This is a genomic window from Mycobacterium sp. NGS34 (assembly GCF_059812845.1).
The window spans coordinates 42,542-66,351 of the sequence record NZ_JCALDM010000016.1 but is presented as its reverse complement, the minus strand read 5'-3'; the positions used below and the strand labels follow the sequence as shown (position 1 = coordinate 66,351).

At 70.4% G+C, this 23,810-nt stretch carries 24 protein-coding genes; 4 read left to right on the top strand and 20 right to left on the bottom strand.

All coding sequences use genetic code 11. The features are described 5' to 3' along the window. Positions 1–212: 212 nt before the first annotated feature. Genes der through AC5Y7V_RS26975 form a run of 6 tightly spaced genes read right to left on the bottom strand, consistent with a single transcriptional unit; the run spans position 213 to position 5,376 of the window. Positions 213–1,613, bottom strand: coding sequence for a ribosome biogenesis GTPase Der (gene der, locus AC5Y7V_RS27000; RefSeq protein WP_499883109.1), 1,401 nt, complete (start codon positions 1,611–1,613; stop codon positions 213–215). Further along, positions 1,610–2,278, bottom strand: a complete 669-nt coding sequence (gene cmk, locus AC5Y7V_RS26995; protein ID WP_499883108.1) for a (d)CMP kinase — start codon at positions 2,276–2,278, stop codon at positions 1,610–1,612. Before cmk ends, der begins: the two co-directional genes overlap by 4 nt. Further along, positions 2,278–3,021: a pseudouridine synthase gene (locus AC5Y7V_RS26990; protein ID WP_499883107.1), complete on the bottom strand. Its 744-nt coding sequence runs from the start codon at positions 3,019–3,021 to the stop codon at positions 2,278–2,280. Before AC5Y7V_RS26990 ends, cmk begins: the two co-directional genes overlap by 1 nt. Beyond that, the gene (scpB, locus tag AC5Y7V_RS26985; protein WP_499883106.1) at positions 3,021–3,719 is read right to left on the bottom strand and encodes an SMC-Scp complex subunit ScpB; all 699 of its coding nucleotides are present in this window, start codon (positions 3,717–3,719) and stop codon (positions 3,021–3,023) included. Before scpB ends, AC5Y7V_RS26990 begins: the two co-directional genes overlap by 1 nt. Then, complete coding sequence (locus AC5Y7V_RS26980) at positions 3,716–4,516, bottom strand: segregation/condensation protein A (RefSeq protein WP_499883105.1); 801 nt, start codon at positions 4,514–4,516, stop codon at positions 3,716–3,718. The genes scpB and AC5Y7V_RS26980 overlap by 4 nt, the downstream gene beginning before the upstream one ends. Then, positions 4,513–5,376, bottom strand: a complete 864-nt coding sequence (locus AC5Y7V_RS26975; RefSeq protein WP_067010776.1) for a ParA family protein — start codon at positions 5,374–5,376, stop codon at positions 4,513–4,515. The genes AC5Y7V_RS26980 and AC5Y7V_RS26975 overlap by 4 nt, the downstream gene beginning before the upstream one ends. Positions 5,377–5,563: 187 nt before the next feature. Here AC5Y7V_RS26975 and AC5Y7V_RS26970 point away from each other — a divergent pair, with 187 nt between their 5' ends. From AC5Y7V_RS26970 to AC5Y7V_RS26960, 3 genes are read left to right on the top strand one after another with little or no spacing between them, the layout of a single operon-like run. Continuing rightward, positions 5,564–6,316: an O-methyltransferase gene (locus tag AC5Y7V_RS26970; RefSeq protein WP_499883104.1), complete on the top strand. Its 753-nt coding sequence runs from the start codon at positions 5,564–5,566 to the stop codon at positions 6,314–6,316. A 43-nt stretch (positions 6,317–6,359) separates the two neighbouring features. Beyond that, positions 6,360–8,357 carry a protein kinase domain-containing protein gene (locus AC5Y7V_RS26965; RefSeq protein ID WP_499883103.1) on the top strand — a complete coding sequence of 666 codons (1,998 nt, stop codon included), beginning with the start codon at positions 6,360–6,362 and terminating at the stop codon, positions 8,355–8,357. A 14-nt stretch (positions 8,358–8,371) separates the two neighbouring features. Further along, on the top strand, positions 8,372–9,205 hold the full coding sequence (locus AC5Y7V_RS26960) for an alpha/beta fold hydrolase (protein ID WP_499883102.1): 834 nt from the start codon (positions 8,372–8,374) through the stop codon (positions 9,203–9,205). Positions 9,206–9,231: 26 nt separating this feature from the next. On the opposite strand, the gene xerD is transcribed toward AC5Y7V_RS26960, so the two are convergent. The 13 genes from xerD to tyrS all read right to left on the bottom strand — a co-directional run bounded on the left by xerD (position 9,232) and on the right by tyrS (position 22,195). Continuing rightward, entirely contained in the window at positions 9,232–10,170 is a 939-nt protein-coding gene (gene xerD, locus AC5Y7V_RS26955; RefSeq protein WP_085200535.1) for a site-specific tyrosine recombinase XerD, read from the bottom strand. After that, positions 10,167–10,790, bottom strand: coding sequence for an NUDIX domain-containing protein (locus AC5Y7V_RS26950; protein WP_499883101.1), 624 nt, complete (start codon positions 10,788–10,790; stop codon positions 10,167–10,169). The genes xerD and AC5Y7V_RS26950 overlap by 4 nt, the downstream gene beginning before the upstream one ends. After that, positions 10,783–12,537: a CTP synthase gene (gene pyrG, locus AC5Y7V_RS26945; RefSeq protein WP_499883100.1), complete on the bottom strand. Its 1,755-nt coding sequence runs from the start codon at positions 12,535–12,537 to the stop codon at positions 10,783–10,785. The genes AC5Y7V_RS26950 and pyrG overlap by 8 nt, the downstream gene beginning before the upstream one ends. A gap of 109 nt (positions 12,538–12,646) precedes the next feature. Beyond that, positions 12,647–13,591: a copper transporter gene (locus AC5Y7V_RS26940; RefSeq protein WP_499883099.1), complete on the bottom strand. Its 945-nt coding sequence runs from the start codon at positions 13,589–13,591 to the stop codon at positions 12,647–12,649. Between the two features lie 23 nt (positions 13,592–13,614). Beyond that, complete coding sequence (gene steA / locus AC5Y7V_RS26935) at positions 13,615–14,796, bottom strand: putative cytokinetic ring protein SteA (protein WP_499883098.1); 1,182 nt, start codon at positions 14,794–14,796, stop codon at positions 13,615–13,617. A gap of 185 nt (positions 14,797–14,981) precedes the next feature. Continuing rightward, on the bottom strand, positions 14,982–16,733 hold the full coding sequence (gene recN / locus AC5Y7V_RS26930) for a DNA repair protein RecN (RefSeq protein WP_499883097.1): 1,752 nt from the start codon (positions 16,731–16,733) through the stop codon (positions 14,982–14,984). 7 nt (positions 16,734–16,740) lie between these two features. Continuing rightward, positions 16,741–17,664: an NAD kinase gene (locus tag AC5Y7V_RS26925; RefSeq protein WP_499883096.1), complete on the bottom strand. Its 924-nt coding sequence runs from the start codon at positions 17,662–17,664 to the stop codon at positions 16,741–16,743. After that, positions 17,661–18,470, bottom strand: a complete 810-nt coding sequence (locus AC5Y7V_RS26920) for a TlyA family RNA methyltransferase (RefSeq protein ID WP_499883095.1) — start codon at positions 18,468–18,470, stop codon at positions 17,661–17,663. The genes AC5Y7V_RS26925 and AC5Y7V_RS26920 overlap by 4 nt, the downstream gene beginning before the upstream one ends. Positions 18,471–18,478: 8 nt before the next feature. Next, entirely contained in the window at positions 18,479–18,664 is a 186-nt protein-coding gene (locus tag AC5Y7V_RS26915) for a hypothetical protein (RefSeq protein WP_499883094.1), read from the bottom strand. A gap of 12 nt (positions 18,665–18,676) precedes the next feature. After that, positions 18,677–19,675 (bottom strand): HAD-IIA family hydrolase, encoded by a 999-nt coding sequence (locus tag AC5Y7V_RS26910; protein ID WP_499883093.1) that lies wholly within the window; start codon positions 19,673–19,675, stop codon positions 18,677–18,679. Next, positions 19,676–20,467 carry a tetratricopeptide repeat protein gene (locus AC5Y7V_RS26905; RefSeq protein ID WP_499883092.1) on the bottom strand — a complete coding sequence of 264 codons (792 nt, stop codon included), beginning with the start codon at positions 20,465–20,467 and terminating at the stop codon, positions 19,676–19,678. 45 nt (positions 20,468–20,512) lie between these two features. Continuing rightward, positions 20,513–20,872 carry a DUF732 domain-containing protein gene (locus tag AC5Y7V_RS26900; protein WP_499883167.1) on the bottom strand — a complete coding sequence of 120 codons (360 nt, stop codon included), beginning with the start codon at positions 20,870–20,872 and terminating at the stop codon, positions 20,513–20,515. A 48-nt stretch (positions 20,873–20,920) separates the two neighbouring features. Beyond that, on the bottom strand, positions 20,921–22,195 hold the full coding sequence (gene tyrS, locus AC5Y7V_RS26895; protein WP_499883091.1) for a tyrosine--tRNA ligase: 1,275 nt from the start codon (positions 22,193–22,195) through the stop codon (positions 20,921–20,923). 77 nt (positions 22,196–22,272) lie between these two features. Here tyrS and AC5Y7V_RS26890 point away from each other — a divergent pair, with 77 nt between their 5' ends. Beyond that, positions 22,273–23,202 carry a bile acid:sodium symporter family protein gene (locus tag AC5Y7V_RS26890; protein WP_499883166.1) on the top strand — a complete coding sequence of 310 codons (930 nt, stop codon included), beginning with the start codon at positions 22,273–22,275 and terminating at the stop codon, positions 23,200–23,202. On the opposite strand, the gene AC5Y7V_RS26885 is transcribed toward AC5Y7V_RS26890, so the two are convergent. After that, positions 23,199–23,810 (bottom strand): DNA-3-methyladenine glycosylase, encoded by a 612-nt coding sequence (locus AC5Y7V_RS26885; RefSeq protein ID WP_499883090.1) that lies wholly within the window; start codon positions 23,808–23,810, stop codon positions 23,199–23,201. The genes AC5Y7V_RS26890 and AC5Y7V_RS26885 overlap by 4 nt on opposite strands.

The window sequence follows — 23,810 nt, the reverse complement described above, 5'->3', positions numbered from 1 at the left end:
GATATACGAGAGACGCTAGTGCCAGCTATGGCTGGAAATCAACCACTTACTCCTGTGATGTAGGCGTCATTGACTGCATTGCGGGAAATTGAGCGGGCCGACCACCGTGGCGCGCGCGTAGTTGTCGCTGCGAGGCGGGCACGTCGCCTATTGCCCTCCGCGACGGGGCGCATGTGACAGGTGCGACTCGCACCACCCGGCCGGAACGCCGCTCAGCGCCGCTTGGCTCCCCGCTTCTCGCGCACCCGCACGTTGATCCGGATCGGCGAACCCTCGAACCCGAACGTCTCCCGTAGCCGCCGCTCCAGAAACCGCCGGTAGCCGGCCTCCAGGAACCCAGTGGTGAACAGCACGAACGTCGGCGGGCGGGCGGTGGCCTGGGTGGCGAACAGAATGCGCGGCTGCTTTCCGCCACGCACCGGGGGCGGCGTGGCCGCCACGACCTCCTTGATCCAGGTGTTCAGCTGGCCGGTGGAGATCCGCTTGTCCCAGGATTCCAGCGCGGTCTCCATGGCCGGCACCAGCTTCTGCACCGCGCGGCCGGTCTTGGCGGAGATGTTGACCCGCTGTGCCCAGCGCAGTTGCGCAAGTTCGCGGTCGATCTCGCGCTCCAACAGATCCCGTCGATCCTCGTCGACCAGGTCCCACTTGTTGAAGGCCAGCACCAGCGCGCGCCCGGCCTCGATCACCATCGACAGCACCCGCTGATCCTGTTCGGTCAACGTCTCGGCGGCGTCGATCAGCACGACCACCACCTCGGCCGCGTCGATGGCCGAGTGCGTGCGCACCGAGGCATAGAACTCGTGCCCGCTGGCCTGACCCACCTTGCGGCGCAGTCCGGCGGTGTCGACGAACCGCCACAGCTTGCCGCTCAGTTCGATGAGCGAGTCCACCGGGTCCACGGTCGTGCCGGCGACGTCGTGCACCACCGAACGCTGATCTCCCGCAAGCTTGTTCAGCAACGAGCTCTTGCCCACATTGGGCTTGCCGACCAGCGCCACCCGCCGCGGTCCGCCCGCCGTCGGCGCCGCCTCGGACACCGCGGGCAGCTTGGCGAGCACCTCGTCGAGCAGATCGGCGACGCCGCGGCCGTGCATCGCGCTGACAGCGTGCGGCTCACCGAGCCCGAGCGACCACAACGCGGCGGCGTCGGCCTCGCCCCTCTCGCTGTCAACCTTGTTGGCGGCCAAGAAGACCGGCTTGCCCGAGCGCAGCAGGATGCGGGCGGCGGCCTCGTCGGCCGCGGTGGCGCCGACGGTGGCGTCGACCACCAGGATCACCGCGTCGGCGGTGCGCATGGCCACCGACGCCTGCTCGGCCACCAGCTGCTGCAGGCCCTTGGCGTCGGGCTCCCATCCCCCGGTGTCCTGCACGACGAACCGGCGCCCGGTCCACAGCGCGTCGTAGGACACCCGGTCGCGCGTGACGCCCGGGACGTCCTGCACCACCGCCTCGCGCCGCCCGAGGATCCGGTTCACCAGCGTCGACTTGCCGACGTTGGGCCGGCCCACCACGGCGACGACGGGCGCGGGCCCGGCCTCGTCGACATCCGAGAGCCCGGAATCGCTTACCTCCCAATCGCTTTCGTCGGCCCAGGTGCCGTCCTGAGTCATCGCACCGCCCCGCTCTTCTGCCGCACCAGCTCGAGCAGGTGGCCGATCACCTGCGCCTCGGTCATGTCGCTAGTGTCGACGACCACCGCGTCGGCGGCCGCGCGCAGCGGCGACACCGCCCGGGTCGAGTCCAGATGGTCGCGGCGGCGCACGTCGGCCAGCACCCCCTCGTAGTCGTCGGCCAGCCCCGACGCGACGTTCTGGTCGTTGCGGCGTCGCGCCCGCGTCTCGGCCGAGGCGGTCAAGAAAATCTTCACCGGCGCGTCGGGCAACACCACGGTGCCGATGTCGCGGCCCTCCACGACGACGCTGCCAGTCCCCTCCGCCAAGGCCCGCTGCAACCCCACCAGCCGGGCGCGAACGGCCGGCACCGCCGACACCGCCGACACCGCGCGGGTCACCTCGTCGCCGCGGATCTCTACCGAAACATCCTCTCCGGCAAGAAAGTAGTGCTCATGGTCCACCGACAGCGGCACCGTCGAAGCAAAGGCCGCGACGGCGTCGGCGTCGGTCGGGTCGACCCCGGCGCGCAGGACCGCCAGCGTCACGATCCGGTACATCGCCCCGGTGTCCAGGTAGCGGGCGCCCAGCGCCCGCGCCAAACCCTTTGACACCGAAGACTTCCCGGTGCCCGCGGGGCCGTCGATAGCCACCACGACGCCCATCACAGCCCGACCGCCTTGTAGAGCGCACCGACCTCGTCGCGCCGCAACGCCCGGATGCTGCCCGGGCGCTGCTCGCCCAGCGTCACCGCGCCGATGTCGGTGCGCACCAGCGCCTCCACCGGGAAGCCGGCGGCCCCGAGCAGGCGGCGCACGATGCGGTTGCGCCCCTCGTGCAATGTCAAGCGCACCAGCGTCTTACCCGGGATGGCGTCGACCACGGCGAAGTCGTCGACGCGCGCGACCCCGTCATCCAGCTCGATTCCGGCGCGCAGCCGCTTGCCCAGCCCGCGCGGCATCGTTCCCGTCACGGTCGCGAGGTAGGTCTTGGGCACCTCGTGGGAGGGATGCATCAACCGGTGCGCCAGTTCGCCGTCGTTGGTCAGCAGGATCAGCCCCTCGGTGTCGGCGTCCAGCCGCCCGACGTGAAACAGGTTCTTGTTCCCCCGCACCCGGCGCTGGATCAGGTCGCCGATGCACGGCCGGCCGCGTTCGTCGGACATGGTCGAGTGCATGCCACGCGGCTTATTCAGCGCCAGGTACACCAGCGAGTCGTCGACGACGACCCGCGCCCCGTCGACGCGGATCACCGAGGCGTCCGGGTCGACCCGCGTCCCGAGCTCGGTCACCACCTGCCCGTCCACCTCGACGCGGCCGTCGATGATCAGCTTCTCGGCCGCCCGCCGCGAGGCAATTCCGGCCTGGGACAAGACTTTTTGCAGCCGGACCCCTTCAGTTTCGGCCATCAATCCTTGTCCACATCGAAGGACAGCGACTGCTCGGAGGCCGAACCGCCCGCGAGTTTGATGAAACGTGGCTCGCTGTCCAGGGATTCGCTGAGGTCCTCGATCGTGTCGACGTCGGGCAGCAGCGGCGCGATGTCGGGAAGGTCGGCCAGCGACGTCAGCCCCAGGCGCTCCAGGAACAGCTCGGTGGTGGCGAACGTCGTCGCCCCGGTGTCGTCGTCGACGCCGGCCTCGGTGATCAGGCCGCGGGCGAGCAGGGTGCGCATAACGGCGTCGACGTTGACGCCGCGCACGGCGCTGACCCGCGCGCGGGTCACGGGCTGGCGGTAGGCGACCACGGCCAGCGTCTCCAGCGCGGCGCGGGTGAGCTTGGATCGCGCGCCGTCCAGCAGCAGCTTCTCCACGTAGGGCGCATAGCGGGCCCGGGTGTACATCCGCCAGCCCTCGCTGTTTTGCCGCAGATCGATGCCGCTGTCGCGCTCGGCGAGTTCCTCGGACATCTGCTGCAGCTTGGCCGCGATCCGGTAGACGGGTTGCCCGGTGGCCGAGCCCAGCGCCTCGACGGTGACCGGGGTGTCCACCACCAGCAACAGCGCCTCCAGCACGGAGCCGAGTTCGTCGGCGTCCATCGGCGCCGCGTCGGCGATCTCGATCCCCAGATCGATTTCGGGCAGCTCTTCGGGCAACTCTTCAGTCATTCGTCACGCACTTCTGCCGGCCGTTCGCCGGTCCACGAAATTTGGAGCACGCCAAGCGGCTCTGACTGGTCGAATGCTACCGTCCGGCTCCGATACAGCTCGAGCAGCGCGAGGAAGCGCCCGACCACCTCGATCGGCGCCTCGCAGTCGGCGACCAGCTCCGAAAACGTCGCCCAGTGGCCGCTGCCGCGGGCCTCGAGGATCTCCAGCAACTTCTTGGCCTGCTCGGGAACCGAGACCGCCAGCTCGTGCAGGTGTCCGAGGGACACCGTCGGTACCGGCCGCGGGGTGAACGCGACCGCGGCGATCTGGGCGAACCGTTCGGCGTCGACGCCGAGCATCACCTCCGGGAGCAGCTCGGTGAACCGGTCCTCCAGCGACACCGCGCGCGGATAGCTGCGCAGGGCGGCGGCCTCCAGCTCGGCGAACATCTCCGCGACGTGCTTGAACGCCCGGTACTGCAGCAGCCGGGCGAACAGCAGGTCGCGCACCTCGAGCAGCGCCAGGTCCTCTTCGTCGTCGATCTGCCCGGCCGGCAGCAGGCGCGCGGCCTTGAGGTCGAGCAGCGTCGCGGCGATCACCAGGAACGCGGTGGTCTCCTCCAGCCCCAGCTGGGAACCGATCTCCTTGGTATAGGCGATGAAGTCGTCGGTGACCTGGTGCAGCGCGACCTCGGTGACGTCGAGGCGATGGGCGAAGATCAGCTGCAGCAGCAGATCGAACGGCCCCTCGAAGTTCGTGAGGCGGACCTGAAAGCCGGTCTGGGGTGGCGCCTCACCGTTGGCGGTTGAGTTCACGCGCCGAATCGGTGGATGAACTCGCGGGCCAGCGCGCGGTAGGCGATGGCGCCGGTCGACCGGGGCGCCCAGGTGGTGATCGGTTCGCCCGCCACGCTGGTCTCCGGGAACCGGACGGTCCGGGTGATCACGGTGTCGAACACCAGGTCGCCGAAGCGCTCCACGACGCGGGCCATGACCTCGCGGGCGTTGACGGTGCGCGGGTCGTACCGGGTGAGCAGGATGCCGCTGATCTCCAGCTTCGGGTTGAGCCGGTCGCGGACCTTGTCGACGGTGTCGGTGAGCAGCGCCAGGCCGCGCAGCGAGAAGTACTCGCACTCGGTGGGGATGACGACGCCGTCGGCGCAGGCCAGCCCGTTGACGGTGAGCAGGCCCAGCGACGGCTGGCAGTCGATCAGCACGTAGTCGTAGCGGTCCAGCACCGGGTACAGCGCGCGGCCCAGGGTCTGCTCGCGGCCCACTTCGTTGACGAGCTGGATCTCGGCGGCCGACAGGTCGATGTTGCTGGGCACCAGGTCCATGTGGTTGACCCGGGTCTTGAGCAGCACGTCGTCGATCGACACCCGCGGTTCGACGAGCACGTTGTGGATGGTCTTCTCCAGCTCGTAGTGCGGCACGCCCAGGCCCGCGGACAGGGCGCCCTGCGGGTCCATGTCCACGAGCAGCACCCGGCGGCCGTACTCGGCGAGCGCGGCGCCCAGGTTGATGGTCGACGTGGTCTTCCCGACGCCGCCCTTCTGGTTGCACATCGCGACGACCTTGGCCGGGCCGTGCGAGGTGCGCGGCGCCGGCTCGGGGATCGCCCTTGGCGGGCGTCCCGTCAAGCCGATCTCGACGCCGTTTTCCGGGTGCTCGGTCATCACGCCCGGCGTGTTCGGGAGGTGAACATCGCTCGAAAGTCTAACGGCTTCGCGCAGTTAAACCGGACGCCGCGCTGGCGAGTCACCAGCCAATATGGGCGAAAATCGCTGGTCGAGCGCTCATCCGTAAGGGGAGTTAACTTCAGTCACACCAGCAACATTCGGGAGGTCGCTATCGTGGTCCTACATGGACCTCAAGCGACGGCTGCCCATCCTGCGCTGGTCGGTGTGGCGGATGGCCGCCGGCGTGCGCAACATCACCACGACGGGTCAGATCGGTGATGGCCGCGAGGCGGCCGCCGCCGAATACGTGTTGCGCAACGCCCGGGCCGGCGACATCGACGACGCGCTGGCCGCCCTGGACACGTTCGCCTACGAGAAGTCGATGCTGATGAGCATCGGCGACGAGAAGGGGCTCCTGCTCGACGCGGCCGTGCGCCGCGCCGATCCCGCGCTGGCGCTCGAGCTGGGCACCTACTGCGGCTACGGCGCGCTGCGGATCGCCCGCGCCGCGCCAAAGGCCAAGGTGTATTCCGTCGAGCTCGCCGAGGCCAACGCCGCCAACGCCCGCCGGATCTGGGAGCACGCCGGCGTGGCCGATCGGGTCACCTGCGTCGTCGGCACCATCGGCGACGGCGGGCGCACCCTGGACGCGCTGGCCAGCGAGCACGGATTCACTTCGGGCACATTGGATTTCGTCTTCCTGGATCACGACAAGAACGCCTACCTGGGCGACCTGATGAGCATCGTCGAGCGGGGCTGGCTGCATCCGGGGACGATCGTGGTCGCCGACAACGTGCGGATCCCCGGCGCGCCGAAGTACCGCGAATACATGCGCCAGCAGCAGGGCAAGGCGTGGAACACCGTCGAGCACAAGACCCACGTCGAGTACCAGTTGATGGTGTCCGACCTGGTGCTGAAGTCCGAATACCTGGGCTGACCTCGTTTGCCGGCGACACCGCTTGACGCACCGTTAGTCTGCTGTGGTGGACCGCGAGCCAGAGGTCGGCTCGGCGTTCGGCGACTTCGAGCTCGTCGAACTGCTTCACAGCGGGCCGCGGGCATCCGTCTACCGTGCGGGACATCCGTCGTTCGGGCGCGACCTCGCGTTGAAGATCGTCGCCGCCGATGACGAGGCGTTGCTGGCGGGCGTCGCGGCGCTGGACGTGCAACACCCGAACCTGATCACCGTCTACGGGCACGGACGCATGAACGATTACGCATGGCTGGCCATGCGCCTGATCACCGGTGTCGCCCTGCCCGCTTGGTGGGCACACACTCCGCTCACCCTGCGCGACATCGCCTCCATCGTCCGCCAAACCGCGTCGGCGCTGGATGCGATCCACGCGGCCGGTCAGACACACGGCGACGTCAAGCCGCACAACATCCTCGTCACCACCGCGGCGGCGCCCGAACGATTGCGCGCGTACCTTATCGACCCGGTGCCATCCAGCTCGGCGTACCTGACGCTGGACTACGCGGCACCCGAGCGCCTCGGTCACGAGCCAGCCACCGCTGCCAGTGACCAGTACTCCCTCGCCGCGGTGGCCCATCACTGCCTGCTCGGTGTTCCCCCCTTCGCAGGCGAGACGGCAGAAAAGACCGCCGCCGCGCATGTGGTGTCGCGGCTTGACCCGCTTCCGGTATCCGGCGCCGTGGCGGATTCATACCTGGCCAAAGCGCTGGAGGTGGTCCTCAGGACGGGCCTGGCCCGAAACCCGCCGCATCGCTACGCGTCCTGCTCAGGTCTCGCGGCGGCGTTGGACGAAGCCGTCGCGGCACCGGATGTTGCGGCGCCGCCGGGCATCCCGAAGCCACGGGACGCCGACGCGCGCTTCAACACCACGGCTCGGCCGCCGCTCCCCCCGCCCTCCGCCTACGCCGCCTATGGATCGGCGACAGGGTATCCGCTGCCGGCCGGGACCGCCGAGCCCGGCGCCAACGGGGATTTTCGGCCGCCGAGAGTACCTGCCGATCCGAGCTACCGCTGGGACGGCAAGGTCGTCACTCCGGGGTTCGGGCCGGAGCGCCCGGAGTGGGCGATGCTGACATCGGCAGGCGACGACTTGATCACCGGCGAAGGGCTGCTCTACGTGCTCAGGATGACATCGGGTGCGGTCGCGACCGGCACGGATCATGTGGCGGAGGCAGAGGACTACGTCGACTGCTCGGTGTTTGCGCCACGCGAGATGAGCCCCGGCTCATCCGCATTGGTGCAGGTGTTTGTCCACCTGCCCGACGACGCGCTCGACGTCGCGAAAATGGCGACCGAATTCGACGAACGCGCCGAACGCCGCGGAGCGCGCACGTTGGAGGTACCAATCGGCCGCGGTGAGATCCTTGTCTTCGACCTGGCCATCCGAGGTATCGAGGTTCCCGATCCGGTACAGCAGCTGACCTGGTGCGGCAAGTCGGCCGCCGTGCAGTTCGAAGCCGTGGTGCCCGAAACCATGCCGGTCGGACAAACCACGGTCGGCACGCTGCGGGTAAGCCGGCGTGGCATCCCAATCGGGTTGCTGCGCTTCAGTGTTCGGATCGCAGCGGGCGCCGGGGGCGCCGTTCATGAACTGGTGGGCGATGAGGCGCGCCGGTTCACACGCGCCTTCGTGTCGTATTCCTCCGACGACCGCGCCGCGGTGCTCGCGCGCCTGCAGGTGCTGCGCGCGGCGAGCATCGAGTATTTCCAGGACGTCGACCTGGATCCCGGCCAGCGTTGGGAGAAGGAGCTTTACCGGCAGATCGACACCTGCGACCTGTTCCTGCTGTTCTGGTCGCACGCGGCCAAGGATTCCACCTGGGTACGGAAAGAAGTGGGCTACGCGCTGGCACTGGGTGCCAAGGCACCGGAGATCCGACCGGTAGTCATCGAAGGCCCGCCGGTGCCCAAGCCGTGGGATGAGTTGTCGCACTTGCACTTCAACGACCGCCTATTGTCCATGTTGGCCGTCGCCGCCCAGGGAAAGCCCGAGCTTACCGGCTGACCATGGATGCCTTCGTGCCGGTCGGTTCCGGCGTGCTGGCGGTGCGAGATCACGGGGGCACCGGGCCGTCGGTGCTTCTGCTGCACGGCGCCGGCCACAACCTCGCGGTTTGGCGCGACGTCGTCGCGGCGATCGGCGGCCGCCTGCGGGTGGTGGCCGCGGACCTGCGTGGCCACGGCTGGTCCACCGTGGGTGCCCCGTTCACGCTGGCCGACCTGGCCGCCGACGTCGGAAGAATCACTGCCGCAATGCGGTTGAACGACACCATTCTGGTCGGCCACTCGCTGGGAGGCTGGACGGCGCTCGCCGCGGCGGCAGGCGGGGCGCACGCGCGCAGCCTGGTGATCGTCGAAGGTCCGCTCTTGGGGATGAAGGAGCTCTTCGCGGCGTTGGGGCTGACGCCCGATGACGGCATGGGCGACGAAGGTCGGCTGGCGGCCGGCGTCTTCCGCGGCGATGCGGCCATGTGGGAGAAACGGCTCCTACTGTCGGGTCCACCCGACTCGGTCCTGCGCGCGGTCGCCGAACGCGCCCGACTTCCCGACGCCAACGGCATCTTCTCGGCCCGTCCCGAACCGCCGACCCTGCTCTGCGCGCAGCGATGTCCTTGGCAGCTCGACCCCGCCGCGGCCTACGCCGGCTTGCGGATCCCGGTGCGAATCCTGCTCGGCGAGCAACCCGGCTATCGTGCAGATCCCGAGCGGTTCAACGCCATTCGACGGGCGGCAGTCGAATCACTGCGCCACAATGAGCACGTTCGGATCGACTGGACGGCCGGCGGGCACCATCTTCCGGTGAACTCGCCGGGCGTGGTGGCCGAGCTGATCCTGGCCGTCGCCGGTCAGTAACTATCAGCAAGCCATCAGCGCGGACGCTATTGGGCCCGCGGGTGCGCCCCGGCCCACACCTCGCGCAGCGCGTGCACGGTGACCAGCGTGTAGATCTGCGTCGTCGTCACCGAGGCGTGCCCGAGTAGCTCCTGCACGACGCGGACGTCCGCGCCCCCCTCGAGCAGGTGGGTCGCAAAGGAATGGCGCAGCATGTGCGGCGACACACCCGATGTGATGCCCGCCCGCTCGGCGGCGTCCTGCAGCACCTGCCACGCGCTTTGCCGCGACAGCCGCCCGCCGCGGGCGTTGAGGAAGATCGCCGGCGTGCCGCGACCACGGCGGGCCAGATCGGGCCGGCCGCGCACCAGGTAGGCGTCCAGCGCCTGCACGGCGGGGCGCCCGATCGGCACCAGCCGCTGCTTACCGCCCTTGCCGCGCAGCAACACCGAGCGGGCCTCGGTGTCGATGTCGTCGACGTCGAGGCCGACGGCCTCGGAAATCCGAGATCCGGTGGAGTACAACAACTCCAGCAGCGCGCGGTTGCGCAGCGTCAGCGGGCCGTCGCTCGGGCTGTCGCCGCCGGCGCCCTCCAGCAGCGCCAGCACCTCGTCGATGGTCAGGCTCTTGGGAAGCCGGCGGCCCGGCGTGGGCGGCCGCACGGCCCGCGCCACGTCCAGCTCGGCCAGGCCCTCGGCGGCGGCGAACCGGTGCAGGCCACGCACCGCGATCAGCGCCCGCGCCGCCGACACGGCGGACAGCGCCGCGGCCCCGGTGTCGGGATCGCCGCGGCGCAACGCCACCAGGAACTCGCTGACGTCGTCCTCACCGACCTTGGCCAGGTCGTGGATCCCGCGGTCGGACAGGTGCTTGCTGTAGCGGCGCAGGTCGCGGCGATAGGAGCTCAGCGTGTTCTTGGCCACGCCGCGCTCGATGGTCAGGTGGTCGAGGTAGCCCTGCAGTTGGGTGTCCAGCGCCGCCGTCATTGCGCGGCCTTTCGCGCGGCGAACGCGGTCGGCTTGTCGGTCCACGGGCTGTCCGGCGGGCGCGTCGTCATGCACTCGGTAGTGACGACGTGCGCGGCCAAAATCCCCGCCACCGCAATGGCATTCACGATCTCGCCCCGAAGCACCTTGTCGACGGCGTCTGCCAGCGGATACCACTGCAGCGTCATGTCGGCCTCTTCGTCGTGCGCCTCGGGCCGGTCCACCTGGGTGAGCCCGGTGGCCAGATAGACGCGCACCGATTCGTCGCTGAAGCCGGGCGTGGAGTCGAGGTCGACGAGCACCCGCCAGGTGTCGGCCTTCAGGCCGGCCTCCTCGTGCAGTTCGCGGGCGGCGGTCAGCTGCGCCGGCTCGCCGCCGACGTCGAGCAACCCGGCGGGCAGCTCCCACAGCCGCCGTCCGAACGCGTGCCGGTACTGATAGACCATCGGGATGTTGCCGTCGTCGTCCATCGCCACCACGGCCACGGCGCCGAAGTGCTCGACGACTTCGCGGGTGACGAGCTTGCCGCCGGGCATCCGGACCTGATCGCGGCGCAGCGCGAAAATCCTTCCGGTGTGCAGCGTTTCGGATGACGCCGTCTCGAAGACGTGCTCAGCCACGGGTCGCGGGCTCGGGTAGCGGCCGCTGAACGCTGTCTCGATGCTGGGTGCCGTTGGGCGAGTGCTGCTCGGGGATCTCCACGGGGAGCTGCTCGCCCGCCTTGTAGTCGAGGGAGGCCTTGACGAACGCGACGAACAGCGGGTGCGGCCGGGTCGGCCTGCTCTTGAGTTCCGGATGCGCCTGGGTGCCGACGATGAACGGGTGCACGTCGGGTGGGTATTCGACGAACTCGACGAGGTGACCGTCGGGCGAGGTGCCCGAGAAGCGCAGGCCGCTTTCGGCGATCTTGTCGCGGTAGGCGTTGTTGACCTCGTAGCGGTGCCGGTGTCGCTCGGACACCTCCGTCGCGCCGTACGCTTGGGCCACAATCGAATCCGGCTCCAGCACCGCAGGGTAGGCCCCGAGCCGCATGGTGCCGCCGAGGTCGGCGTTGCCGGCGACGATGTGCTCCTGGTCGGCCATCGTGGAGATGACGGGATCCGGTGTGCCCGGCTCGAATTCGGCCGAGTTGGCCTCCGTTAGACCGGCCGAGCGGGCGGCCTCGATCACGATGCACTGCAGCCCGAGGCACAGCCCCAGCACCGGCAGCCCGCGCCCCCGGGCGTGCCGGATGGCGCCGATCTTGCCCTCGATGCCGCGAATGCCGAAACCACCGGGTATCAGCACCCCGTGCACGTCGGCCAGCGCGGCCGCGGCCTCGCCGGGATTCGCGCAGTCGTCCGAGGGCACCCACACCATCTCGACCTTGGCCTGGTGCTTGAACCCGCCGGCGCGCAGCGCCTCGGTGACCGACAGGTAGGCGTCGGAAAGCTCCACGTACTTGCCCACCAACGCGATTCGCACCGTCTCGTGCGGCTCGTGCACCCGGCGCAGCAGGTCGTCCCATTCGGTCCAGTCGACGTCGCGGAACGGCAGGTTGAGCCGGCGCACCACGAACGCGTCAAGCTCCTCGCGGTGCAACACCTTCGGGATGTCGTAGATCGACGGCGCGTCCGGGGTGGAGATGACGCCGTCGATGTCGACGTCACACGACAGGGCGATCTTGTTCTTCAGGGGCTCGGGGACGTCGCGGTCGCAGCGCAGGATCAGCGCGTCCGGGGTGATACCGATGCTGCGCAGCGCCGCCACCGAGTGCTGGGTGGGCTTGGTCTTGAGCTCGCCCGAGGGCGCCAGGTAGGGCACCAGCGACACGTGCAGGAAGAACACGTTTTCCCGGCCGAGGTCGTGGCGCACCTGCCGCGCCGCCTCCAGGAAGGGCTGCGACTCGATATCGCCCACGGTGCCGCCGATTTCGGTGATGACGACGTCGGGGCGATGCCCGTCGGCGTCCGGCTCGGCCATGGAACGGATCCGCCGCTTGATCTCGTCGGTGATGTGCGGGATCACCTGGACGGTGTCACCGAGGTACTCGCCGCGCCGTTCCTTGGCGATGACGGTCGAATACACTTGCCCGGTGGTCACATTCGCCGAGCCGGACAGGTCGCGATCCAGGAACCGCTCGTAGTGGCCCACGTCGAGGTCGGTCTCGGCGCCGTCCTCGGTGACGAACACCTCGCCGTGCTGGAACGGGTTCATCGTGCCCGGGTCGACGTTGAGGTAGGGGTCGAGCTTCTGCATCGTGACGTGCAACCCGCGGGCCGTCAGTAGCTGCCCCAGGCTGCTGGCGGTGAGCCCCTTGCCGAGCGAGGAAGCAACCCCACCGCTGACGAAGAGGTGCTTGGTGGCGGTTTGGGGGTGCTTGCGCACTGGCGACCTCCGTGAAGACGGGCAGGGCTTGGATTTAACTAGTTGGGCCTGCCGACCCACGGAAACCCACCCTAACATCCACGACGGTGTGTCGCGGGGAACACGCCCGCTACTGCGGCACCGTGATCGACGTGGCGCCGTGACCGGTGCCGTACTGGCCGACGTGGCCGCCGTTGATCAGGTCGTGCAGGCCCAGGACCGTCGTGATCCGGCCAGGCGCGGCCTCGATGTCGTCGACGGTGCTGATCGCCGACGACATGCCGGCGTCGGCGCGGGCGACCGCAACCGCGGCGCCGCCGGTGGCCGAGCCGTCGCGGCCCGCCAGCAGGGTGCCCGAGCCGTGCGGCGCCAGCGCGGCGGAGAACCGGGCAACGCTGACGCCCTGATTGCCGGCGTCCTGGGGCACCGCGCCGCCGGTGACCACCAGCGCGGCGTTGGCCGCCCCCAGGTGGTCGGCGGGCTGATAGGTGATGAAACCGGTGTCGCGCAGCGATGCCAGCACGGTGTCGCGCTGCGGGTCGTCAATGGGCGGGGTGGCCGGGTTGGCGTTGATCAGCAGGGCGATGCCGAGCAGGTCGCCAGCCTGCGAGCCCTGGTCGACGAGCTTGGTGCTCAGTTGCTGACCGGCGGGCAGGATCGAGGAGTTGACCACCGTCCGCAGCTTCTCCGCGGAGTTGGCGTCGACGAACTCCTGGGTGAGCGAGACCGTTCCAGCGACGGTTCCGCCGGCCTGGCCGATGAATTTCGCGATCGCGGCGACGTCGTCGTCGCGGGCGTCCGGGGTGCGGAACATCACCACCGACTTGCCGCCGAGCGCGTCGTGCACTATCCGGCCGGCCAACTGGTTATCGAAATTGTTTGCCGCGGAGAGCTTTTCGTTCATCGTGTTCTTTTGGTCGTTGAGCCCGCTGATCTGTGTGTACAGGTCGCGTTTCTCGTCACGCAGGCTGGACAGCAGGGTGTCCGACAGGAATCCGGACCCCAGCACGACGCCGACGGCCAGCGCCAAAAAGACCGCGGCCAGGGATAAGGCGTGTTGGCGTAACGAGATCATTTACCGCACCGTTCGTCGAGACCCTATGTGAGCAAGTGCTGTGTCCACAGGGTGAAGTGGTTCCAGTAGTGGGTGATCCAGTGCAGCACCACGCCGTCGGTGCGCGACACCCACAGCGCGACGATGATGGCGATCAGCATCGTCAGGGCCAGCAGCGCGATGGCGCCCCCCGAAATGTGGTTGCGGTACAAGGTCGCAACGGCCTTGGCGTCCACCACCTTCTCCCCCACCCGAAGCCGGGTCAGAAACGTCGAGGGGTTGCTCTGGGTGCGGTTGCGGTCGAAGAACGTCTCGATGTTCGCGGTGTGGCCGGCCGTCACCAGCAACGCGGCGCCGTGGTGATCGGCCAGCAGCAGCGCCAGGTCGACCGCGGATCCGGCGGCCGGGAAGGTCATCGCCCCGACGCCGAGGTCCTGGATGCGCTCCAGGCCGGGCGCGTGGCCGTCGGCGTCGGCGGGCAGCACGACCTGGGCGCCGCACTTGAGGGTGTCGGTGCTGATCTGGTCGGGATCGCCGACGATGATCTGCGGGCGATAGCCGTTCTTGCGCAACACATCCGCGCCGGTGCCGACGCCGATGAGCACCGGCTGGTACTCCTTGATGAACGGCTTGAGGGAGCGCAGCTCGTCCTCGGCGCTGGGCTCGTCGGCCACGATCAGCACGTGCCGCCGGCGCAGGTCGACGTCGATGTCGGGGATGCCGATGCCGTCGATGAGCAGCGGGCTCTCGCTCTTGATGAACTCGATCGTGTTGCCGGCGAATGCCTCTAGGTGGGCGGCCAGGCCGCTCTTGGCCTCGCGCATCAGGTCGGCGATGTCGTGGTCGGTGCGCTCGGTGCCGCGGACCAGCCGGCGGTCACCGGAATACACGCCGCCCTCGTAGAGCCGAATCTTGGCGCCGTCCTTGACCTTCTTGAAGACGTCGGGCCCGGTCTCGTCGATCAGGGTGACCCCGTTGTTGACCAGCACCTCCGGGCCGAGGTTCGGGTAGCGGCCCGACACCGACGGTGACGCGTTGACGACGGCGGCGATGTCGGCCTCCACCAGCGCGTCCGCGGTGATGCGGTCCAGATCCAGGATGTCGAGCACCACGATGTCGCCGGGACACACCCTGCGCAGCAGGCGGTCGATGTTCCGGTCGACCCGGGCGGTGCCGGTGAGGCCCGGCCGGGACGTGTTACGCGAAAGCAGACCTGACATCTTCATGGGGGCGATTCTGTCCGCGAAGCCAGGGTGAGGCGTGGAGGCGCGCCGTAACATGCGCCTCATAAGTTATCTAGCGTCACATTGGTAACAGGCTCACAACGGGTTGGTCGCGTCGAGGGTGCGCAGTTGTACGGGCTGCGCGGCGTGTCGGCGGCCAGACACGCACGCTCGCGGGGAGGAAGACGTCAGCCCTGCTCGGCCTGGGCGGTCTCGAGCAGTTCGCGGGCGTGCGCGCGGGCGCTGTCGGAGTCGCCCAGGCCCGCGAGCATCCGCGCCAGCTCGGCCACCCGGTCGTCGCCGCTAGCCCGGCGCACCACGCTGGTGCCCTTCGGTCCGGCGCTGTGCACCACCAGGTGCACGTCGGCGTACGCGGCGACCTGCGGCAGGTGCGTGACCACGATGACCTGATGGGTGCGGGCCAGCCGCGCCAGCCGCCGCCCAATCTGCACCGCCGCCCGCCCGCCGACGCCGGCGTCGACCTCGTCGAACACCATGGTGGTGCCGGCCGCCGAGGCCGCGAGGACCACCTCCAGGGCCAGCATCACCCGGGACAATTCGCCGCCCGACGCGCTCTTGGCCAGCGGCAGCACCGTCATGCCGCGGTGCGCGGCGAAGCCGAATTCGACCTGGTCGATGCCGTCACCGCCGGCGCGGGCCGCCTCACCCGACGGCAGGATCAGGGTGGCGGGATCGTCCGGGTCGGTCGCGACGTCGGTGAGCACGTCGATGGTGAATTCGGCGTCGGCCATCGCCAGCCCGGACAGCTCCGCCGTCACCGCCTTGGCCAGCCGCTTGGCGGCTTTGCGCCGAACCTTGCCGAGATCGACTGCCGCGTCGGCCAATTCGCGCGCCAGCTCGTCGACGCGGCGCGCCAACGCGGTGATGGCCTCTTCGGAGACGTCGAGCTGCGCCAGCCGTTCGCGCGATTCGCGCGCCCACTGCAGCACCCCGTCGATGTCGGCGGCGTACTTGCGGGTGAGCGTGCGCAGTTGGGCCTGGCGGGCCAGCCTGGATTCCAGCGCGCTGGCGTCGACGGGCAAGTCGTCGAGGAAGCCGCCGAGTTCGTGTGCCGCGTCGTCGACCACCGTCAGCGCCTCGGCGATCTGGCCGGCCAGCGCCCGCAGCGTCGCGTCGTCGGTCGATTCGAGTGCGGCCCTTGCCTTTCCGAGGCTGTCGATGGCGCCGTGGGCGAGGCCGTCGCCGTCGTCGGCGGACAACGCGGCCCGCGCGGTGGCGGCGGCCTCGCGCAGCGTGTCCAGCTCGGACAGCCGCAGGACGTCGGCGACCAGCGCGTCGTCTTCGCCGGGTTGCGGGTCGACGGTGTCGATCTCGTTCAGCGCGAACTGCAAACGGTCGGCCTCCTGCGCGAGTTCGCGGGCCCGATCGCGGCGGTCGATGAGGTCGCGGCGCGCCGTCAGCCAGGCCTCGCGCAGCTTGCGGTACCGCTCCAGCGGCGGGCCGGCCTCGGCGAAGCGGTCCAGCGCGCCGCGTTGTTCCTCGGGCCGCATCAGGCGCAGCTGGTCGTTCTGCCCGTGCAGGGTGAGCAGTTCGGTGGTGAAGTCGCCCAGCGATTTGGCGGGGACGCTGCGCCCGCCCAGGGAGGCGCGCGACGGTCCGTCGCGATTGACCGAGCGCAGCGCGATGACGCTGCCGTCCTCGTCGCGTTCGGCGCCCAGGTCCCCCAGGATCGCGTCCAGCTGCGCGGCCGTCTCGTCATCGAGATCGGTTGTGGTGAAACGGCCCTCGACGACGGCGCGGTCGGCGCCCGAGCGGACCCGGTTCGGGTCGGCGCGGCCTCCGCCCAGCAGGTGCAGCCCCGTCACCACCATCGTCTTGCCGGTGCCGGTCTCGCCGGTCAGCACCGTCAGGCCGCGGCCGAACTCCCCGACCGCGGCGCTGATGGCTCCCAGCGACTCGATGCGTATCTCGGTGAGCACCGGGTCATTACTTTCCGCGCCAACCGGTCACCGGCAACCGGAACTTGCGCACCAGGCGGTCGGTGAACGGCGCGCTGTCCAGCCGCGCCCACTTGACCGGGGTGTCGCAGCGCGTCACCTCGATCCGGCTGCCGGCCGGGATCAGGATTTCGCGGCGGCCGTCGCAGAACACCAGGGCGTCGTGACCGCCCGCCTCGGTTTCGATCGCGATGGTGGCCTCGGGGCTGGTGACCATGGGCCGGCCGAACAGTGCGTGAGCGTTGTTGGGCACCACCAGGATTGCCTCGAGGTCCGGCCACAGCACCGGGCCGCCGGCCGAGAACGCGTAGGCGGTGGAGCCCGTCGGCGTCGACACCAGCACGCCGTCGCAGCCGAACGCCGACACCGGACGGCCGTCGACCTCGAGGACCACCCCGAGCACGCCCAGCCGGGGGCCCTTCTCCAGGCTGACCTCGTTGAGCGCCCACCCGTGTTCAAGGACGGCGCCCTTGTGGCGCACCGCGATATCCAGGGTCAGGCGGTTCTCGACCCGGTAGTCGCGGGCCACCACGTGCTCGAGCACGCGGTCGATCGCCTCGGCTTCGGCCTCGGCCAGAAAGCCGATCCGGCCCAGGTTGACGCCCAGCACCGGAATCCCGGCGTTGCGGGCCAATTCGGCCGCCCGCAGGAAGGTGCCGTCGCCGCCGAGCACCAACACCAGTTCGCAGCCCTCGGCCGCGAGCGGGTCCGCGTCGACGACCTCGATTTCGATGCCCATCGCCCGCATGTCGTCCGGGGACAGGTGCAGCGATCCCCGGTCGACGGCCTCGGCCGACAGCACGCGAAGCGCAATCCCGTTGTCGCCCAGCACTTTCTGAACGCGACGCGCGGTCTCGGTCGCCTCGTCGCGGCCGGTGTGCACCACCAGCAGCACGGTACGTTCAGCGGTCATCGCGGGCCCGCTTCCACCGCGTGCCGCACCGCGTCCTCCAGCCCATCAGCAGATAGCCCCCGATCGGTCTCGGCGCGCAACCACAAAAAGTATTCGACATTGCCCGACGGGCCCGGCAGCGGGCTGGCGGTGACGTCGACGGCCTGCCAGCCCAGCTCCCCCGCGCGGTGCGCGACCCGCAGCACCGCGTCGGCGCGCAGGCCGGGGTCCTGGACGACCCCGCCCGAGCCGACCTGGCCCTTGCCCACCTCAAACTGCGGCTTCACCATGGGAACGATATCCGCGCTGGGCCAAGCGCATCCAATCAGCGCGGGCAACACGGTGGCCAGCGAGATGAACGACAGGTCGGCCACCACCAGGTCGACGGGCCCGCCGATGGCCTCGGGCGTCAATTCGCGGGCGTTGGTGCGCTCGAGGACGATCACCCGGGAATCGCAGCGCAGCGACCAGGCCAGCTGGCCGTAGCCGACGTCCGCGGCCACCACCTCGGCCGCCCCCCGATCCAGCAGCACCTCGGTGAACCCGCCCGTCGACGCGCCGGCGTCCAGGCAGCGGCGGCCCGCGACGGGAATGCCGAAGGCGTCCAGGGCTCCGATGAGTTTGTGCGCCCCGCGCGACACCCAGCCGCGCTCGCCCTCGTCGGCGACGGTCAGGGCCGCGGTGACGTCGACGGCGGTGCCGGGCTTGCGCGCGGGCATGCCGTCGATGCTCACCTTGCCGGCGCCGATCAATTCCGCGGCCTGCTGGCGGGATCGGGCGAGCCCGCGGCGGACGAGCTCGGCGTCAACGCGGGCACGTCGTGCCACGGCCGTACTCAGCCTCTCTCCGCCGACTCCAGCGCGGCCAGCAGCACGTCGTGCGCCTCGGAGAGGCGGCGCGCTATCTCTTCGAGCTCGGCGAGCGACGGCTCGTGTTCGGAGTTCTCCGGATCCCCGATATCGGACAGCTGGGCCACCAGGGCGTCTATTTCAGCGCGAAGCTGATCGGGATCGATATTCATCGCGTACCCACGCTAGTCCAGGGACCAGCGCTGCAGCGCGTCCCGGGCGCGCGCGTCGGCCGCCTCGATGCGCACGGCCCCAGCGTCCGGAGCGCCCCACAGCGCGTCGGCGACGGCGCGGACGATCGACAGCCCGTCCCCCTCGTCGGCGCCGTTGGCGCTGACCGTCACCGCCCGGTCCCCGACCTCGACGTGCCAGCCTGGCTGCGGTCCCACCGCGAGCAGCCCACCGCCCTCGTGCAGCGAGCGCAGGTCGTGGGCGATGTAGGTGGGCCGGCGGGCGGGGTCGGCGAAGACCGCGTCGCGGGCGGTGCTGACCCCGGTGAGCACCATCAGGCTGGGCAGCTTGGCGGCGTTGGCGCCCTCGATGTCGGTGTCCAGCCGGTCGCCGACGACCAGCGGCGCGCGGAAGTCGCCACGCGCCACCGCGTCCTGCAGCAGCCGCGGCGCCGGCTTGCCGGCGACGCGCGGATCGGCGCCGGTGGCGGCCCGCAGCGCTGCCACGAACGAGCCGTTGCCGGGCAGCAGGCCGCGCTCGGTGGGCAGGGTGGGGTCGACGTTCGCGGCCACCCACAGCGCGCCGGCCCGGATGGCCAGGGCCGCCTCGGCGAGGTCCGGCCAGCCGATGGTGGTGGACAGGCCCTGCACGACGGCGACGGGGTCGTCGTCGTAGCGGCGCACCGGGCGCAGCCCGACGGCGGCGATCTCGTTGGCCAGCGCGTCGGTGCCCACGATCAGCACGCGGGACTCGGGCGCCAACTCGTCGGCCAGCAGCTTCGCCGCGCTCTGGGCGCTGGTCACGACGTCGGTCGCGGTGGCGGTGAAGCCGAGCTCGCGCAGGTGCAGCGCCACCTCGTCGGCGCTGCGGGAGGCGTTGTTGGTCACATAGAGCTTGCGGCTTTCGACCTCGTCCAGCGACTGGACGGCGCCCTCGGTGGGCTGGGCGCCGCGGAAGACGGTCCCGTCCAGGTCGACGAGAAAGCAATCATATTGCTGCGCAATGGTTTTCATCTACGCAAGCTCGCCGACGCGCTCTTCGGCGTCGGTGACGCCTTCGATGTCCGCGGCCGCCGAGCGCAGGAACCATTCCAGCGCCTCGGCGTTGCGGCCGAGCGCCAGCAGCGTGTCGGCGTAGGCGTAGAACAACCGTGCCGCCGTCGAGCCGCTGCGGCTCGTGTCCAGCTGCGGCGTGGACAGCACGGTCAGCGCCTGCTCCAGCTGCCCGAGATCGGCGCGCGCGCCGGCGGCGACGATGCGCAACTCGTCGGCGTCGTCGCCGGACAGCTGGGCCGCCTCCTCGCCGCGCGCCAATTCGATCGCCCGCTCCGGACGGCCAAGCCCGCGTTCGCAATCGGCGATCAGCGCGAGCAACGGCGACTTGCTGCCCATCCGGCGGGCGGCGCGCAGTTCGGCAAGCGCCTGGGCCCAGTCGCCGCAGTGGTAGGCGGCGATCCCGACGGCCTCGCGGACCGCGGCGATCCTGCTGGCCCGGGCCCGCGCCGCGCGGGCGTGTTTCAGCGCGGCCTCGGGGTCCTCGTCGAGCAGCTCGCCAGCGGCGACCAGGTGACGCGCCACCGCGTCGGCCGTGGCGCGGTCCAGCGTGCTCAGCTCGCCGCGGATGTCGGGCGCCAGCTGTTTGGCGTCCACGCCGGGCGGGATCGGGGGACCGTCGTGTGTGCCCCGGTCCTCTTTGTCCGCGGTGCGCGGCTGCGCCGGTCGAGCGCGGCCGGGACCCGACCAGGAACCCGCGCGCTCCGTGCGCGGTCCCCGCCTACCGCCGCGCGCCTGCCTGTCGTCGACCACGCTGCACAGGATACGGGCGGCCGTCGAGCGCGCGGTGACGGCCGTTTAGGCCGGCGGCCGGTCCGTCAGCAGCGGGGCCAGCACCGCCGGGCAATAGGTGGCGATCGCGACGATGGTGAACACGCCCGCCGCGTCGGGGGACATTCCGTGTCCGTCGCCGACCGTGGCGATCACGGAGTCGAACGTGCCGCCGGGTTGCACGAGCATCGGGCAGACCGACTTGCCGAGCGCCGTCGCGCTGTCCGGCTGCGAAACCGGGACGCCGGCGTTCGCCAGGGCCCTCAGAAACGCGTTGCCCATCAGGTCGGCGTGCACGGGCGCCGCCAGCACGGCGGTCAGGCCGGCCAGGCCCGCGGCCAGCGCCGCTATCCGGAACAGCCGCGTCGCGTTAGTCACCGTGACCACCCTGGTCATCGACGGTCACGTCGGGGGCACGGCGCGATAAAGGTTTGGCTAGGCGACGCGTTCGATGCCGGCGACGTTGCGTTTGCCGCGGCGCAGCACCAGCCACCTGCCGTGCAGGAAGTCCGACGGCTGGGGCGCCCACTCCTCGCTGTCGACGCGGACGTTGTTCACCGACACCCCGCCCTCACCGATCGTGCGGCGCGCGGCCCCCTTGCTGGCCGACAGTCCGCTGGCCACCAACAGGTCCACGATCCCGTCGGGACTGCCGGGCTTGAGCTCGGCGACCGAGGTCTCGCGCAGCGCGGCCGCCAGGGTCGCCTCGTCCAACCGGTCGAGTTCGCCCTGCCCGAACAGCGCCCGGCTCGCATGCTCGACGGCCTCGGTGGCCGCCTCGCCGTGCACCAGGACGGTCAGCTCGCGGGCCAGCCGGCGCTGGGCGGCGCGCTGCTGCGGCCGCTCGGCCGTCGCCGCTTCCAGCTCGGCCAGCTCGTCGGCGGACAGGAAGGTGAACCAGCGCAGGTAGCGGATCACGTCCGCGTCGGCGGTGTTGATGAAGTACTGGTACCACGCGTACGGGCTGGTCATGTCGGGGTCCAGCCACAGGCTGCCGCCGCCGGTGGACTTGCCGAACTTGGTGCCGTCGGCGGCGGTCACCAGCGGGACCGTCAGCGCGTGCACGGTCGCGCCGAGCTTCTGGCGGACCAGGCGCACACCCGCGATGATGTTGCCCCACTGATCCGAGCCGCCGATCTGCAGCGTGCAGCCGTGCCGCTGGTGCAGTTCGACGTAGTCGTTGGCCTGCAACAGCATGTAGCTGAACTCGGTGTAGGAGATGCCCTCGCCGTCGAGGCGCCGCCGGATGGTGTCGCGGTCCAGCATCACGTTGACCGAAAAGTGCTTGCCGATGTCGCGCAGGAACTCGACGGCCGACAGGCCTTGCGTCCAGTCCAGGTTGTTCACGACGACGGCGCCGGTCGGTGAGGTGTCGAAGTCGACGAAGCGTTCCAGCTGCCCGCGGATGCGCTCGGTCCACGCGGCGACGGTGTCGGCCTCGTTGAGGCTGCGCTCGCCGACGTCGCGGGGGTCGCCGATCATGCCGGTGGCTCCTCCGGCGAGCACGATCGGCCGGTGCCCGGAGCGCTGGAAGCGGCGCAACGCCAGCAGCGGCACCAGGTGCCCGGCGTGCAGGCTCGCCGCGGTCGGGTCGAAGCCGGCGTACACCGTCATCGGCCCGCGCTGCGCTTCGGCGGCCAGCGCGTCGAGGTCGGTGGACTGCGCGATCAGCCCGCGCCAGCCCAGCTCGTCAAGGATCCCGGAAGACATCGCGCACGACTTTAGTCGCTGCGGCGGCCTCGATTCGCTCCTGCGCGGCTATATAAGGCAAGCTAACTACGCGGCGCATCGTCGCGCCATCGCTTTCCCCCGTACGCGCACCAACCCCGCGGAGCGTCATGGACAACCGATACTGGCCGTTGGTCGTCGCGATCATCATGCTCGCCCTCGGGCTGACGCTCACCGTCGCCGACTTCAAGCGGGCCACCACCATGCGCAAACCGCTCGCGGTTGCGCTGCTGTGTCAGTCGCTGCTGCTGCCGACCCTGTGCCTGGTGATCGCCGAGGCGTTCCATCTCGAACCGCACCTGGCGGTCGGCCTGATGCTGATGTCCGCGACCCCCGGCGGCACGATGTCGAACATCCTGAGCCACCTGTTCAACGGCGACCTGGCACTAAACCTCACCCTGACCGCAATCAACGCCGTGCTGTCGATCGTCGCCCTGCCTGCGATCCTGGCGGTGGCGATGACATGGTTCCTCGGCGAAGGCCGGTTCCTCCCCCTACAGCTGGACAAGTTCCTGGCGGTGATCGGCCTGGTGCTGGTGCCCATCGCGATCGGCGTCGCCATCCGCCACCGCTTCCCCGAGCTGGCCCGGCGCATGCAGAAGCCGGTCCGCATCGCGGCGCTCACGCTGCTGGTGCTCGCCATCGTCGCGGCCATCGCCGGAGGGCGAAGCACGCTCTGGCACAACATCGGCCTGCTGAGCGGTGCCGTCGTGGTGTTCTGCGCCGTGAGCCTGACGGTCGGCTACCTGGCGCCGCGCCTGATGCGGCTGGCCCCGCGGCAGGCCGTCGCCGTCAGCCTGGAGGTCGGCATGCACAACGCCGTCGTCGCGATGGGCATCGCGCTGAGCCCGCAGCTGCTCAACAGCGCCGTAATGGCCACGCCGGCCGCGGTATACAGCGCCGTCGCACCGCTACTCGCCGTGACGTTCGTGCTCATCGCGCGCCGCGTGGACCCGGCGTTTCGCGTTGCCTCCCCCGCCACCGTCTAGTCGCTCGTCCCGGGCGCGGGCGCCCGCGGGCTGCGCCGGTAGGCCGATACCTCCGGCCTCCCGGGCAGCCACAGCCGCCACGGCCGGTCGGCGGCCTGGCTGACGCCGACGCGGGGGCCTGACGTGGCGGTCAGCGGGGCGTTCAGTTCCAGGGTCACCGGTCCGTCGGGATCGGATAAATCAATCCCGTTGTCGTCCATGGTGATTCCCAGCGCCGAGCACAGGTTCCCCGGGCCGCGCGCCAGCGCCGCGGTGCGGACCAGCTCGCCGCGGCGGGCGCGCGCGACGTCGACGCCGTCCTCGAGGGCCGCGGCGCGCAGCAGGACGGCCGCCGCGGTCCCGTCGGGCCCGCAGGAGACGTTGGCGCAGACGTGGATCCCGTGACTGCGGTAGGTGTAGAGCCGCCCGGGCGGGCCGAACATCACGGCGTTGCGGCCGGACAGGCCGCGGTACGAGTGGGCCGCGGCGTCGGGCCAGGGACCGTCGGGAACCCCGCCGTAGGCCTCCACTTCGACGACGACGGCCCGCACGCCCCTGCCGGTGAGGGTGGCGCCTAGCAGCCGGTGCGCGGCGGCGACCGGATCCACCGACAGCTCCCCTGCGACCAC